At 74.3% G+C, this 13215-nt stretch carries 11 protein-coding genes; 6 read left to right on the forward strand and 5 right to left on the reverse strand.

All coding sequences use genetic code 11. The features are described from left to right. Window position 1: 1 nt before the first annotated feature. Window positions 2-1405, reverse strand: coding sequence for a protoporphyrinogen oxidase (gene hemG, locus ACIBST_RS29560; RefSeq protein ID WP_397176356.1), 1404 nt, complete (start codon window positions 1403-1405; stop codon window positions 2-4). 107 nt (window positions 1406-1512) lie between these two features. On the opposite strand from hemG, the gene ACIBST_RS29565 reads away from it, so the two are divergent. After that, window positions 1513-2508, forward strand: coding sequence for a DUF4349 domain-containing protein (locus ACIBST_RS29565; RefSeq protein WP_397176358.1), 996 nt, complete (start codon window positions 1513-1515; stop codon window positions 2506-2508). Window positions 2509-2511: 3 nt separating this feature from the next. Here ACIBST_RS29565 and hemE read toward each other — a convergent pair whose 3' ends face one another. After that, a complete protein-coding gene (hemE, locus tag ACIBST_RS29570) occupies window positions 2512-3462 on the reverse strand; it encodes a uroporphyrinogen decarboxylase (RefSeq protein ID WP_397176607.1) in 951 nt (316 codons plus the stop codon). 670 nt (window positions 3463-4132) lie between these two features. On the opposite strand from hemE, the gene ACIBST_RS29575 reads away from it, so the two are divergent. From ACIBST_RS29575 to ACIBST_RS29595, 5 genes are all read left to right on the forward strand, one after another. Beyond that, on the forward strand, window positions 4133-4729 hold the full coding sequence (locus tag ACIBST_RS29575) for a DUF3000 domain-containing protein (RefSeq protein WP_352365603.1): 597 nt from the start codon (window positions 4133-4135) through the stop codon (window positions 4727-4729). Between the two features lie 45 nt (window positions 4730-4774). Then, window positions 4775-5989, forward strand: a complete 1215-nt coding sequence (locus ACIBST_RS29580; protein ID WP_397176360.1) for an HRDC domain-containing protein — start codon at window positions 4775-4777, stop codon at window positions 5987-5989. 131 nt (window positions 5990-6120) lie between these two features. Then, the gene (locus ACIBST_RS29585; protein ID WP_397176361.1) at window positions 6121-7266 is read left to right on the forward strand and encodes a Gfo/Idh/MocA family protein; all 1146 of its coding nucleotides are present in this window, start codon (window positions 6121-6123) and stop codon (window positions 7264-7266) included. Further along, entirely contained in the window at window positions 7263-8423 is a 1161-nt protein-coding gene (locus ACIBST_RS29590) for a dihydrodipicolinate synthase family protein (RefSeq protein ID WP_397176363.1), read from the forward strand. Before ACIBST_RS29585 ends, ACIBST_RS29590 begins: the two co-directional genes overlap by 4 nt. Next, window positions 8420-9280, forward strand: a complete 861-nt coding sequence (locus tag ACIBST_RS29595; protein WP_397176364.1) for a sugar phosphate isomerase/epimerase family protein — start codon at window positions 8420-8422, stop codon at window positions 9278-9280. Before ACIBST_RS29590 ends, ACIBST_RS29595 begins: the two co-directional genes overlap by 4 nt. Here the strand turns inward: ACIBST_RS29595 and ACIBST_RS29600 are convergent. Genes ACIBST_RS29600 through ACIBST_RS29610 form a run of 3 tightly spaced genes read right to left on the reverse strand, consistent with a single transcriptional unit; the run spans window position 9277 to window position 13184 of the window. Beyond that, window positions 9277-10320 (reverse strand): glycoside hydrolase family 88 protein, encoded by a 1044-nt coding sequence (locus ACIBST_RS29600; RefSeq protein ID WP_397176366.1) that lies wholly within the window; start codon window positions 10318-10320, stop codon window positions 9277-9279. The two genes, ACIBST_RS29595 and ACIBST_RS29600, sit on opposite strands and share 4 nt — an antisense overlap. 57 nt (window positions 10321-10377) lie before the next feature. Next, window positions 10378-10596, reverse strand: coding sequence for a hypothetical protein (locus tag ACIBST_RS29605; protein ID WP_397176367.1), 219 nt, complete (start codon window positions 10594-10596; stop codon window positions 10378-10380). A gap of 17 nt (window positions 10597-10613) precedes the next feature. Beyond that, window positions 10614-13184, reverse strand: a complete 2571-nt coding sequence (locus tag ACIBST_RS29610; protein ID WP_397176369.1) for a PEP/pyruvate-binding domain-containing protein — start codon at window positions 13182-13184, stop codon at window positions 10614-10616. Between the last annotated feature and the right edge of the window lie 31 nt (window positions 13185-13215).

A 13215-nucleotide genomic window follows, 5' to 3' on the forward strand; every position in this document is an offset into this window, starting at 1 on the left:
TTCATTCTCCTTCTCGCGACAGGTGGTCCAGAATCCGGGCCGCGGCCGTGCGGGCGGTCGCGATGCAGGCGGGGACGCCGATGCCGTCGTAGGCCGCGCCGCACACGGCGAGCCCGGCGGCGCCGGAGACCGCGGCGCGCACCCTGGCCACCCGGTCGAGGTGGCCCACGTTGTACTGCGGCAGCCCGCCGCCCCAGCGGGTGACCCGGCTGTCGACCGGCAGGCCGCGCACGCCCACCACGTCGGCCAGCTCGGCCGTGGCCAGCGACACCAGCTCGGCGTCGTCGCGCTGGAGCAGGTGCTCCTCGCCGATCCGGCCGACCGAGCAGCGTACGAGCAGCAGGTCCTGGGCCAGGTGGGGCCACTTCACCGAGCTGAACGTCACGGCCTTGACCGGCCGGCCCTCCACCGGCGGCACCAGGTAGCCGCTGCCGGTCGGCGGCTTCGGCAGCGCGTCGATCGGGTAGGCGAGCGTGACGACGGCCATGCTGGCGTACTCGATCCTGGCCAGCTCGGCGGCGGCCTTGGGCACCTCGGCCTTGAGCAGGCGGGCGGCGGCGGGCGCGGGCGCGGCCAGGATCACCGCGTCGGCCTCGATCACCTCGGGCCGCGGCACCGGCCCGGCGACCAGCCGCCAGCCCTGCTCGGTGCGGTGGAGCTCGCGCACGGTCACGCCGGTGCGGACGTCGGCCCCGGACGCCTTGGCCACCGCCTCGGGCAGGCCGCCCAGGCCCTGGCGCAGCGTCGTGAAGACCGGCCCGCCGTTCTTGGGCGCCTCCTCGACGATGTGCCGGGCGGCGCTCAGCAACGAGCGCTCGGCCCTGGCGACGGCCGCGACCTGCGGCATCGTCGCCTCCAGCGACAGCATGTCGGAACGGCCGGCGTAGACCCCGCCGAGCAGCGGCTCGACCAGGCGCTCGACGACCTCGCCGCCCATCCTGGCCCGGATGTAGGAGGCCACGGACACGTCGGTGCGCACCAGCGTGGGCGGCAGGACCTGGTCGAGCGGCACCCGCAGCAGGCCGCCGGGCGAGATGATGCCGGACCTGGCCAGCTCCGCCAGGTCGGCCGGCACGCCCATGACGTGCCCCTTCGGCATCTGCCGCAGCGTGCCCCTGGAGTAGACGGCCGACCGCACGGTGCCGGGGAGGACGAGATCGTCCTCCAGCCCGACGGCCTTGGCCAGCTCGACGCCCTCCGGCCGGCGGGCCAGCATGGCCTCGGCCCCGGCGTCGAGGCTCACCCCCGCGACCTCGGAGGCGTGCAGCTTGCCGCCGAGGCGGGGGCTGCCCTCCAACACGGTGACCTTGACCTGCTCGCTCGTACCCTGACGGAGGAACCACGCGGCCGCCAGGCCGGAGATCCCACCGCCGATGACGACGACGTGCGCCCGATTCCCTTCCACGTCTCCTGACGCTACCGCCTCGGCAGACCGCCCAGCTGTTCGGGGCACGTGACCCTACCGTGATGTATGTCGCCAAACCGGGGTGATCCGGTTTCCGTCATAGAGGCATGAGGAGAACCCGGTTAGGCGTCGCGCTCTCGGCCTGCGCCACTCTGCTGCTCGCGGGCTGCGGCGGCGGCACCGTCGAGATGGCGTCGGGCGGCTCGCCCGCGAAGGTCTCGCAGGGCATGGCCGCCCCCGAGGCGCGGGACCTGGCCGCGCCGCAGAAGCAGGCCGCGTCGCAGCGGCGGCCAGCGCCGCAGGACGGCGGCAGCGCCGTCTCCGGCGTCAAGCCGGAGCAACGGCAGCCGGACCGGCAGGTGATCTACACCGGCAGCATGACCGTCCGCGCCAAGCAGGTCACCTCGGCCGCGCAGCAGGCCAAGCAGCTCGTCACGGCGGCGGGCGGCTACCTGTCGAAGGAGGAGGCCGAGTCGGCCGGCGACACCGAGGACACGGCCCTGCTGGAGTTCAAGATCCCGCCCGCCCGGTACGCCGACGTGACCGCCAGGCTGGGCAAGGAGCTGGGCAAGCAGCTCTCGATGACCCAGGGCACCCAGGACGTCACCCTCCAGGTCGCCGACGTCGAGAGCCGGCTGAAGTCGGCGCAGAAGTCGCTGGAGTCGCTGCGCACGCTGCTGGAGAAGGCCGAGACCATCGGGCAGGTGCTGCAGGTGGAGCGGGAGATCAACTCCCGCGAGGCGGACCTGGAGGCGTTGCAGGCCCAGCAGAAGGAGCTGGCCACCCAGGTCGCGATGGCCACGCTGACGCTCCGGCTGGTCGGGCCGGTGACCGTGGTCGAGGACCCGGCCGAGGAGCCGGCGGGCTTCCTCGGCGGGCTGAAGACCGGGTGGGGGGCGCTGGTGTCGTTCACCAAGACGGCGCTGACCGTGGTGGGCGCGCTGCTGCCGTGGCTGGTCGTCATGGCGCCGCTGGTGGCCGTGGCGGTGTTCCTGGTGCGGCGCAACCGCGCGCGCCGCCCCGCGCCCCCTGCCGCGTCCGAGGCCGGGCCCAAGCCCGAGCCCGACCCCGAGCCCGCCGAGCCCGGTCCGTCGGCCGCGTGACGGTCAGGCGCCCGCTTCGTGCACCAGGTCGGTCAGGCGCTTGAGCTGGTCGGGGTCGGTCGAGGGGAGCACGCCGTGGCCGAGGTTGAACACGTGCCCCTCGGCCGCCGCGCCGCGCCGCAGCACCTCGCGGGCCCGGCGCTCCACGACCTCCCACGGCGCGAGCAGGATCGCCGGGTCGAGGTTGCCCTGCAGCGCCTTGCCCGGCCCGACGCGCCGGGCCGCCTCGTCGAGCGGCACCCGCCAGTCGACGCCCACGACGTCGGCCCCGGCCTCGCCGAGCACGCCGAGCAGCTCGCCGGTGCCGACGCCGAAGTGGATGCGGGGCACGCCCGCGACGCCCTCGAAGATGCGCCGGGTGTGGGGCAGGACGAACTCCCGGTAGTCCTCCGGGGCCACCGCGCCCACCCACGAGTCGAAGAGCTGGATCGCCGAGGCGCCGGCCGCGATCTGGATGCGCAGGTGCTCCAGCACGATGTCGGACAGGCGTTCCATGAGGGAGTGCCACAGGGCGGGCTCGCCGTACATCATGGCCTTGGTGCGGTCGTGGTTCTTCGACGGGCCGCCCTCGATGAGGTAGGAGCCGAGGGTGAAGGGCGCGCCGGCGAAGCCGATCAGCGGGGTGCCGCCCAGCTCGCCGACCAGGGACGAGATCGCCTCCGTCACGTACGGCACGTCGCCCGGCTCCAGCGGGCGCAGCGTCTCCACGCCTTGCGCGTCGCGGATCGGGTCGGCGACGACCGGGCCGACGCCCGGCTTGATGTCGAGGTCGACGCCGATGGCCTTGAGCGGGACGACGATGTCGCTGAAGAAGATGGCCGCGTCGACGCCGTAACGGCGCACGGGCTGCATGGTGATCTCGACGATCAGGTCGGGCGTCGCGCAGGCGGTGAGCATCGGCACACCCTCGCGGACCTTCAGGTATTCGGGCAGCGATCGCCCGGCCTGCCGCATGTACCAGACCGGGGTGTGCGGGACGGGCTGCCTGCGGCAGGCGCGCAGGAAGGCTGAGTCGGCGAGATTCACCCTCCAAGGGTGCCATGGCACCGGATCGGCCGAGACATCGGCGCGAGGTGTCGGAAAAACATGCATTGGATACCCAAAATCATGATCAGATAGCCAGATGAAGGTTTACCGGTCTGCCCGGCAGCGGCGTCGCACACGGGTCGAACACACCCCATGCCCGCCCAGAGAGCCGGTCTCGACTGGACCAAATGTTCACCAACCCACCGCGCGGCACCGATTCAGCGACCACTTTCGGGACACGCCGAGCGCGTTGCGGGGAATTGTCAGCGGCTCGTGCCAACGTCGGAGCCACGACCCGAAGAAAGGCCCCGGTTCGATGACTGGTGCGATGACCGCGTTGTGGAGTTCCCCGGAGGTTCGCAGCGAGCGCTGTGCTGCCTGCGCCGGCGAGCGGCTGTTCGAGCAGCCGCCCTGCTTCGACGGGCACGGTCCTGGCGAGTGCCCGGAATGGGCCTGCGCCGAATGCGGCCACGCGATCCTGCTCGGCTCGGCCGAGACCACCCGACCGGTCCGCCAGCTGGTTACGGCAGCGGCTTGATCACCAAGGATGAGCACCCCCGTGGTCCCCTTCCGTCCGTCCTCGACCTACGCTTCGGCTATGACCCTCGGTGACCAGCCACCGCCGCCCGCCGCGTTCACCCGCGCGGCGCAGAGCCTGCGGCTGTCCGAGGTCAGGCCGGAGATCGAGCTGGAGGACCTGCCCGCGCCGCAGCGGCTGGCCCCCTACTCGGCCGCCATCGGCGCCTCGGTCTACCGCGACGACGACGAGCTCGCGGTCGGCCGGCTGATCCTGCTCTACGACCCCGACGGCCAGCGCGGCTGGGAGGGCCCGTTCCGGCTGGTGGCCTACGTCCGGGCCGACATGGAGCCGGAGATCACCTCCGACCCGCTGCTCGGCCCGGTCGTGTGGAGCTGGCTGACCGAGGCCCTGGAGGCGCACGAAGCCGACTACTCCGCCGCGGGCGGTACCGTGACTAGAGCCGTGTCCGAGGGCTTCGGCAACAAGGCGGAAGACCCGGTCACGACCGAGCTCGAGCTGCGTGCGTCCTGGTCGCCCGCCGAGGAGGATCTGTCCGGCCACGTCGCCGCCTGGTGCGACCTCATGTGCCTGGCGGCGGGGATCCCGCCGCTCCCGCCCGACGTGGCCGCGCTGCCGCGCCGACGTGATGATCCGGAGAGTGACCGTACGAAGTGAGGGCACCAGTCAAGACAGCACCAGCGTCATGAGGTCGGTGAGCTCATGACAGAAGAACGCATCGTAGAGCCCCTGCTCGAACCCCGCGAGGGCATCCCCCCGGTGATCGCCGACGCGCACGGGCTGGCGCGGGTCGTCGACGCCTTCGCCGCGGGCACCGGCCCCGTGGCGGTCGACGCCGAGCGCGCCTCCGGCTACCGCTACGGCAACCGGGCCTACCTGGTCCAGCTCCGCCGGGCCGGCGCCGGCACCGCGCTGATCGACCCGGTCGGCTGCCCCGACCTGTCGGCCCTCGACGCCGCGCTCACCGGCACCGAGGTCGTGCTGCACGCCGCGTCCCAGGACCTGCCGTGCCTGATGGAGGTCGGCTTCAAGCCGCGCGAGATCTTCGACACCGAGCTGGCCGGCCGGCTGCTCGGTTACGAACGCGTCGGGCTCGGCACGATGGTCGAGACCGTGCTCGGGCTGCGGCTGGAGAAGGGCCACTCGGCCGCCGACTGGTCCACCAGGCCGCTGCCGGAGGACTGGCTGCGCTACGCCGCCCTCGACGTCGAGGTGCTGGTCGAGCTGCGCGACATGCTCCACCAGGAGCTGGCCGGGTCGGGGAAGCTGGAGTGGGCGCGCGAGGAGTTCGCGGCCGTGCTCAACACCCCGCCGCCGGTGCCGCGCTCCGACCCGTGGCGGCGCACGTCGGGCATCCACAAGGTGCGCAACGTGCGCGCGCTGGCCATCGTGCGCGAGCTGTGGACCATGCGCGACACGATCGCCAGGGAGAACGACCTGGCCCCCGGCCGGGTGCTGCCCGACGCCGCGATCGTCACCGCGGCCCTTGAGGGGCCCCGCACGAAGAAGGCCCTGACCGAGATCTCGGCCTTCACCGGCCGCAGCGCCCGCCGGTACATGAACGACTGGCTGGCCGCCGTCAACCGGGCGCGCACGCTGCCCGACGGCGAGCTGCCCCAGCCGAGCACGCCCGGCGACGGGCCGCCCCCGCCCAACCGCTGGGCCGACCGCGACCCGGCGGCGGCCAAGCGCCTCGCGGCGGCGCGGGCCGTGGTGGCCGCGCTGGCCGAGGAGCACCGCATGCCCACGGAGAACCTGCTCCAGCCCGACGCCGTGCGCAGGCTCACCTGGGAACCCCCCGCAGAGATCACCGACGAGAGCGTGACCGCGCGGCTGCGCGCGCTCGGGGCGCGTGAGTGGCAGCTCTCGCTCACGGCCCATCCCATCGCCAAGGCGCTGGCCCGGCTCGACGGCTAGCTCCCCCGCCGGCGTACGGGCGGAGGGCCCGCCTCCGCCCGCCGGCGTCACCGTCCCACTTGACGCTCGGAGGGCGACGGCCGTACGTTTCGGGAAAGCGCTTTCCCCATCCGTTGCCTGAAGGGATCCCCATGAGCGTGCGCACCATCGGCGTCGTGATGAACGGCGTCACCGGACGAATGGGCTATCGCCAGCACCTCGTCCGATCCGTCCTGGCCATCAACGAGCAGGGCGGCGTCACGCTCTCGGACGGCGAGCGGGTCAGGCTGCGCCCGGTCCTGGTCGGCCGGAACGCCGGCAAGCTCGCCGACCTGGCCGACCGGCACGGGATCCCGGACTTCACCACCGACCTCGACGCCGCCCTCGCCGACGACGACAACCTGATCTACTTCGACGCCCAGGTCACCAGCGCCCGCGTCAAGGCCGTGCTCAAGGCCATCGAGGCGGGCAAGCACGTCTACGCCGAGAAGCCCACGGCCGAGTCGGTGCAGGAGGCCGTCGCGCTGGCCGAGGCCGCCGCGGCCAGGGGCGTGAAGAACGGCGTCGTGCAGGACAAGCTGTTCCTGCCGGGCCTGCTCAAGCTGAAGCGGCTGATCGACGGCGGGTTCTTCGGCCGGATCCTGTCGGTGCGCGGCGAGTTCGGCTACTGGGTGTTCGAGGGCGACTGGCAGGAGGCGCAGCGCCCGTCCTGGAACTACCGGGCGCAGGACGGCGGCGGGATCGTGCTCGACATGTTCCCGCACTGGCACTACGTGCTGGAGAACCTCTTCGGCCGGGTCCGGTCGGTCTACGCCAAGGCCGTGACGCACGTGCCGTCCCGGGTGGACGAGCAGGGCCGCGCGTACGAGGCCACCGCGGACGACGCCGCGTACGGGATCTTCGAGCTCGAAGGGGACGTGATCGCTCAGATCAACTCCTCCTGGACGGTCCGCGTGAACCGCGACGAGCTGGTCGAGTTCCAGGTGGACGGCACGCACGGCAGCGCCGTCGCGGGCCTGCGCAACTGCCGCTTCCAGCACCGGGCCGCCACCCCCAAACCGGTCTGGAACCCCGACCTGCCCGCCACGGGCCGCTTCCGCGAGGACTGGCAGGAGGTGCCGGACAACGCCGAGTTCGACAACGGGTTCAAGGTCCAGTGGGCGGCGTTCGTCCGGCACGTGCTGGAGGACGCGCCGTTCCCCAACGACTTCGCCTCGGGGGCGCGCGGCGTGCAGCTCGCCGAGCTGGGCCTGCGCTCGAACGCCGAGGGCCGCAGGATCGAGGTGCCGCAGCTGTGAGGATCGACCTGCCGGGCGGCGCGTACGAGCTGCGCGACCCGGTGACCTGGGCGGCGCCGGCCGCCCCGGCCGTGAGCCGGGTCGTCTACGCGGCCGCGCACGTCGTCGCCGACCCGCTCGGCGACAACACGCCGGGCTCCCCCGCCGCCGTCGACTGGGCGGCCACGCTGCGCTTCCGCCGCCACCTGTGGTCGCACGGCCTGCGGGTGGCCGACGCCATGGACACCGCCCAGCGCAACATGGGCCTGGACTGGGCGGCGACCAAGGAGCTGATCCGGCTCAGCGCCGAGGAGGCGCGCGCCTTCGGCGACCCGGCGGCCCTGGTGGCCTGCGGCGCGGGCACCGACCACGCGCCCGACGCCGCCGACCTGCACACGATCACCGCCGCGTACGCCGAGCAGGTGGAGACCGTCCAGGCGGCCGGCGCGGGCGTGATCGTCATGGCCTCCCGCCAGCTCGCCAGGGTGGCGGCCGGGCCCGCCGACTACCACCAGGTGTACGGCAAGGTCCTCGGCCTGGCCGACCGCCCGGTGATCCTGCACTGGCTGGGCGAGATGTTCGACCCGCAGCTCGCCGGCTACTGGGGCGCGCCGGGCGTGGACGCCGCGACGGAGTCGTTCCTGGAGCTGGTCCACGCCCACGCCGCCGTGGTGGACGGCGTCAAGGTGTCGCTGCTGGACGAGGAGCACGAGGTGCGGCTGCGCGCCGCGCTGCCCGAGGGCGTCCGGCTCTACACCGGAGACGACTTCAACTACCCGTCCCTCATCAGGTCGGGCTCGCACGCGCTGCTCGGCATCTTCGACGCGATCGCCCCGGCCGCCGCCGCGGCCCTGCGCGAGCTGGACGCCGCCGAGGCCGCCACCGGCGAGCAGGCGGCCCGCCACCTGGCCCGCTACGACGAGATCCTGGCCCCCACGGTCGCCCTGTCGCGGAAGATCTTCGAGGCGCCGACGTACCACTACAAGACCGGCATCGTCTTCCTGGCCTGGCTCAACGGCCACCAGGACGCGTTCGCCATGGTGAACGGCGCCCAGTCGGCGCGCTCGCTGCGCCACCTGGCGGAGGTGTTCAGGCTGGCCGACCGGGCCGGGCTGCTGGCCGACCCCGAGCTGGCCGTGCGCAGGATGACGGCGCTGCTGGCGGTGAACGGCCTGTGAGCCTGTCGCTGAACCAGTGGACGACCAGGCGCTGGTCCGTCGCCGAGGCCGTGGACGGCTGCGCGCGGCACGGCCTTGAGGCGATCGGGCTGTGGCGCGAGAAGGTGGCCGAGGAGGGGCTCGCGCGCAGCGCCAAGCTGGTGCGCGAGGCCGGGCTGCGGGTGTCCTCGCTGTGCCGGGGCGGCTTCCTGACGGCGGGCGGGCTGCCCGGCGAGGAGGGGCGGCGCGCGTTCGAGCGGGCGCTCGACGACAACCGGCGGGCCGTGGACGAGGCGGCCGAGCTGGCCGCCGCGTGCCTGGTGATGGTGGTCGGCGGGCTGCCGGGGGTGCGGCCGGGCGAGCCGCTGCCGCCCGGTTTCTCCAAGGACGTCGCCGGGGCGCGGGAGCGGGTCGCCGAGGCGCTGTCGGTGCTGGCGCCCTACGCCGGGGAGCGCGGCGTCAGGCTGGCGCTGGAGCCGCTGCATCCGGTCTACTGCCCCGACCGGGCGGTGCTGTCCACGCTGGGCCAGGCGCTCGACCTCAGCCTGCCCTACCCGGAGGATCAGGTCGGGGTGGTGGTGGACACCTTCCACGTGTGGTGGGACCCGAGGCTGGCCGAGGACGTCGCGCGGGCCGGGCGGCGCATCGCGTCGTACCAGGTGTGCGACTACCTGCACCCACTGCCCGCCGACGTGCTGCTCGGGCGGGGCATGATGGGCGACGGGGTGATCGACTTCGCGCCGATCACCCGGGCCGTGCTGGCCGCCGGGTACGCGGGCGACATCGAGGTCGAGATCTTCAACGCCGACGTCTGGGCGGCCGACCCGGACGAGGTGCTGGCCACGATGAAGGCCCGCTACGCCGAGCTGGTGGTCTAGACGCGGCCGGGGTCGAGCGTGCCGTCGAGGGTGAGGGCCGCTTCGAGCAGGAAGTAGTCGCCCCAGACCAGCTCGTGGGCGGTGGCCAGGCCCTTGCGCCGGTCGTAGCAGCCGTCCACCAGGCCGCCGTGCTCGTTGAGGTGGTCGCGGGCCAGCGCGTCCAGGGTGCGGGCGGCCTGCTCGCGGTAGCCGTCCTTGGCCAGCGGCGCGAGCTTGGCCAGGGCGGCGGCGGCGATCGCGGTGGCCGAGGTGTCGCGGGGCGCGGCGGGGATGCCGGGGTCGTCGAAGTCCCAGTAGCAGACCAGGTCGGACGGGACGTGGGCCAGGTACCAGTCGGCGACCTCGGTGGCCGGGCCGATGAACTCGGCCGACAGGTGGGCGGCCTGGGCCAGGCCCAGCATGGCCCACGCCTGCGCGCGGGCCCAGGTGCTGCCCGGCGAGGACCCGTTGACGGCGCCGGCCGAGGTCTGGGCGACCGAGCCGTCGGCCCGTACGCACATCGCGTAGCCGGTGCGGGCATGCGACTCGGCCATCACCAGCAGCTCGCGGGCGCCGGTGCGTTCGCAGGCGAAGGCCAGCAGCGGGACGGTGCCGGGCAGGCCGTCCACGCAGGCGCCGGGGCGCGGCCAGCCGTACCTGACGACGTCCTCCTCCTGGGGCGGCAGCAGGCCGGCCAGCGGGTCGAAGCCGATGCTCAGCGACCGGGCGGCGGCCACGGCGGTGGTGGCGCCGGGGTCCTCGTCGCCGGCGAGCACGGCCGGGAGCGCGGCGCCGTACCAGAACAGCATGCCGCGCAGCAGGGTGGGGGCGTCGGTGCGGGCGGCCAGCCGCTCGGCGACCTGGCCGGCGGCACGGGCGTAGCGAGGCTCGCCGGTGACGACCCCGGCCAGGGACAGCAGACCGCCCCAGAAGCCGCCGCACCAGTCCCCGTCCTCGGACCAGGTCCATTCGCCCGTCACGGGGTCGGCGTAGAGAGGGAAGCGTCCTTGAGACTGCGCGAGGGTGCCGCCGACCCTGCGCACCAGCTCTGTGACCAGCATGGAACCGCCTCATCCGGAAACGTGATGCCTCCTCCGGTTACCCGGGGCGGCACGGGCTTAACGGGGCGCGTCCCAGACGATCAGGCAGCGCCGCGGCGACAACCGGCGGAACCGGCACCCGGGCAGCGACCGCCTGGCGGCCCGCCTTTGGGTCCGCGGCGGAGCCATGAGGCCGTCGCCGCAGCCGACGTCGAGCGCGCGGGCCGAGCCGGGCGGGATCAGGCTCAGCACCAGCCGCTGGTAGTGCACGTTGTGATTCCAGTACGGATCGGGCACCTGATCACCATAGTGCGCTAAAGGGTCACCGTGCCCGCCGCTCCGTCGACGGTGATCTCCTGCCCCGTGGCGATGCGGCCGGTGGCGTCGCGGACGCCGACGACGGCGGGGATGCCGTACTCGCGGGCCACCACCGCGCCGTGCGACATGGCGCCGCCCATCTCCATCACCAGGCCGCCGGCCGTGAGGAACAGCGGGGTCCAGCCGGGGTCGGTCGAGGGGCAGACCAGGATCTCGCCGGGTTCGAGGTGGGCGCCGTTGGGGTCGAGCACCACCCTGGCGACGCCGGTGACCGTGCCGGCCGAGGCCGCCGTGCCGGTCAGCGCGCCGTCGGGCGCGGGCCCGGCCAGGGCCTCGGGCTCGGTGCCGTCGGAGAGCAGGATCCGGGGCACGTGCCTGCGGCGCGACTCCCGCTCGTACGCCGTCCGCCGCTCGCGTACCAGGTCGCGCAGGTCGCCGCCGGACAGGGCGGCCCTGGCCTCCTCCAGGCGCAGGAAGTACACGTCGGCGGCGTCGTCCAGGACGCCGGTGGCGGCCAGGTGCTCCCCGACCGCGCGCAGGCTCCGCCGGACGGCGGCGATGGCCCTGACCGCGTGGTACTTGGGCAGTTCGCGCAGCCCCGCGTACGCCCGGGTGCGGCCGAGCGCGAAGCGCACCACGGGCGCCCGCCACCGGCCCCTGCGGGCGGCCAGCGCGGCGACCCGCTCGACCTCGTCCAGGGCCGCCCGCGCGCCCCTGGCGAACAGCGCGTCGGGGGCGAGCGCGGAGCCGGCGTCCAGGCGCAGGTAGTTGGCCAGTACGCCGAGGATGTGGGTGGGGTCGTCGGACCAGCGGGGCAGGCCGGCGTCGATCTCGGCCACGCCGCGGTGGCCGTACCTGCCGAGGAAGGCGGCGATCTCCTTCTGGGCCCGCGGCGGCAGCTCGCCGGCCCGGTACCGGCGGGCCAGCTCGGCCGCGGGCGCCGCGCGGAACACCTCGGGCTCGACGCGGGTGGCCAGGTCCCACAGTTCGAGGTCCATCTCGGTGGTCGGGTTGTGCGGGACGCCGCGCAGGACGTCCTGCAGGTCGCCCACCCGCGTGCCGGAGAGCCGGGCGGCCAGGCCGAGCAGGGCGTAGCCGGTGATCACGATCGGCATGATCGAGACGATGGCCGGGAACGTCCCGCCGAGCAGGCGTTCGGCGTGGTCGAGGCGCTGGGCGGGGGTGGCGCCGGGCGGCGGTTCGAGCCTGCGGTCCAGCTCCGCGCCGACGCGGGCGGCGTGGGCGAGCGCCCTGTCCGGCCGCAGCAGCGCGTCGCGGACCCGCGCCGGCGCGTGCACGCGGCGCGCGAAGCGGCGCAGCCCGCGCAGGAACGGGCGCGGCGAGGTCTGGACGACCGACAGCCGCGGGTCGCCCGCCAGCTCCCGCACGACGGCCGCGGCCCGCGCCTCCCCCAGGGGCATCATGCGCGTCAGGACCGCCCGGCCGGTACGGCTGCGCAGCGGCGTGGTCAGGTCGATCCACAACCGCTGCCCCGCCTCGGACAGGAACGCCGGGCCGGCGAGCCGGTCGGCGGGCGGGTGCCCGAACACCGCCGCCGCCCCCGAGGCGACCAGGTCGAACACCGAGGCCCCCATCGGCGTGAACGGCCCCATCACGCCCTGGGCGACGTTGAGCGACAGGTGGACGCGCAGGCCGGGCCCGGCCGGCCGGGGCAGCGGGTAGAGGGTGGTGATCGGCCTGGCCTGGGTGAGCCAGAGCGTGCCGTCGGGGCCGACGGCCCACTCGGTGTCCTGGGGCGTGCCGTAGTGCTCCTCGACCCGCGCGCCGAGCTCGGCAAGGGCGAGCACCTGCGCGTCGGTCAGGCACAGGCCCGCGGCGGCGGTCTCCACGCGGTCGACGCCGCCGCCGGGCCGGGGCCGGACGGCGAGCCTCGCGCCGCCCGCCCGCCGTTCCAGCACCTGGCCGCCCGAGACGACGAACCGGTCGGGATCGACGGCTCCGGAGACGACCGCCTCGCCGAGCCCGGGGGCGGCGTCGAGGACGGTCTCGCGCCGCCTGCCGGTCACCGGGTTGGCGGTGAACATCACCCCGGCCACCCGCGCGTCCACCATCACCTGGACGACCACCGCGAGCCGGACGCCGGCGTGGCCGATGCCGTTGGACTCCCGGTAGGCCACGGCCCGGTCGCTCCACAGCGAGGCCCAGCAGCGGCGCACGGCGTCGAGCACCGCCTGCGCGCCCACCACGTTGAGGAAGGTGTCCTGCTGGCCGGCGAAGCTGGCGAACGGCAGGTCCTCGGCCGTGGCCGAGGAGCGCACGGCCACCGGGACGTCCGCGCCGAGCCGCGCGTAGGACGCCACGATCGCCTCGCGCACCGGGGCGGGCAGCTCGGCGCCGAGCAGGTGGCGCCTGGCCCGCGCGGCAAGCCCGTCGCCCGGGGCGAGGTCGAGCCCGGCGGCGGCCTGCCGGTAGGCGTCGGTGGTCAGGACCCAGCCGGGCGGGACGGGCAGGCCGGCGCGGATCAGCTCGCCGAGGTTGGCGGCCTTTCCGCCCACTTCGGCGAGCATCGTGGCGTCGACCTCGGAGAGGTCGCTTGTGATCCTCATGGAAGGCACCCCCTCTTCCGAGTCTGCCACA

Source organism: Nonomuraea sp. NPDC049684, assembly GCF_044465345.1.
Classification (GTDB): domain Bacteria; phylum Actinomycetota; class Actinomycetes; order Streptosporangiales; family Streptosporangiaceae; genus Nonomuraea.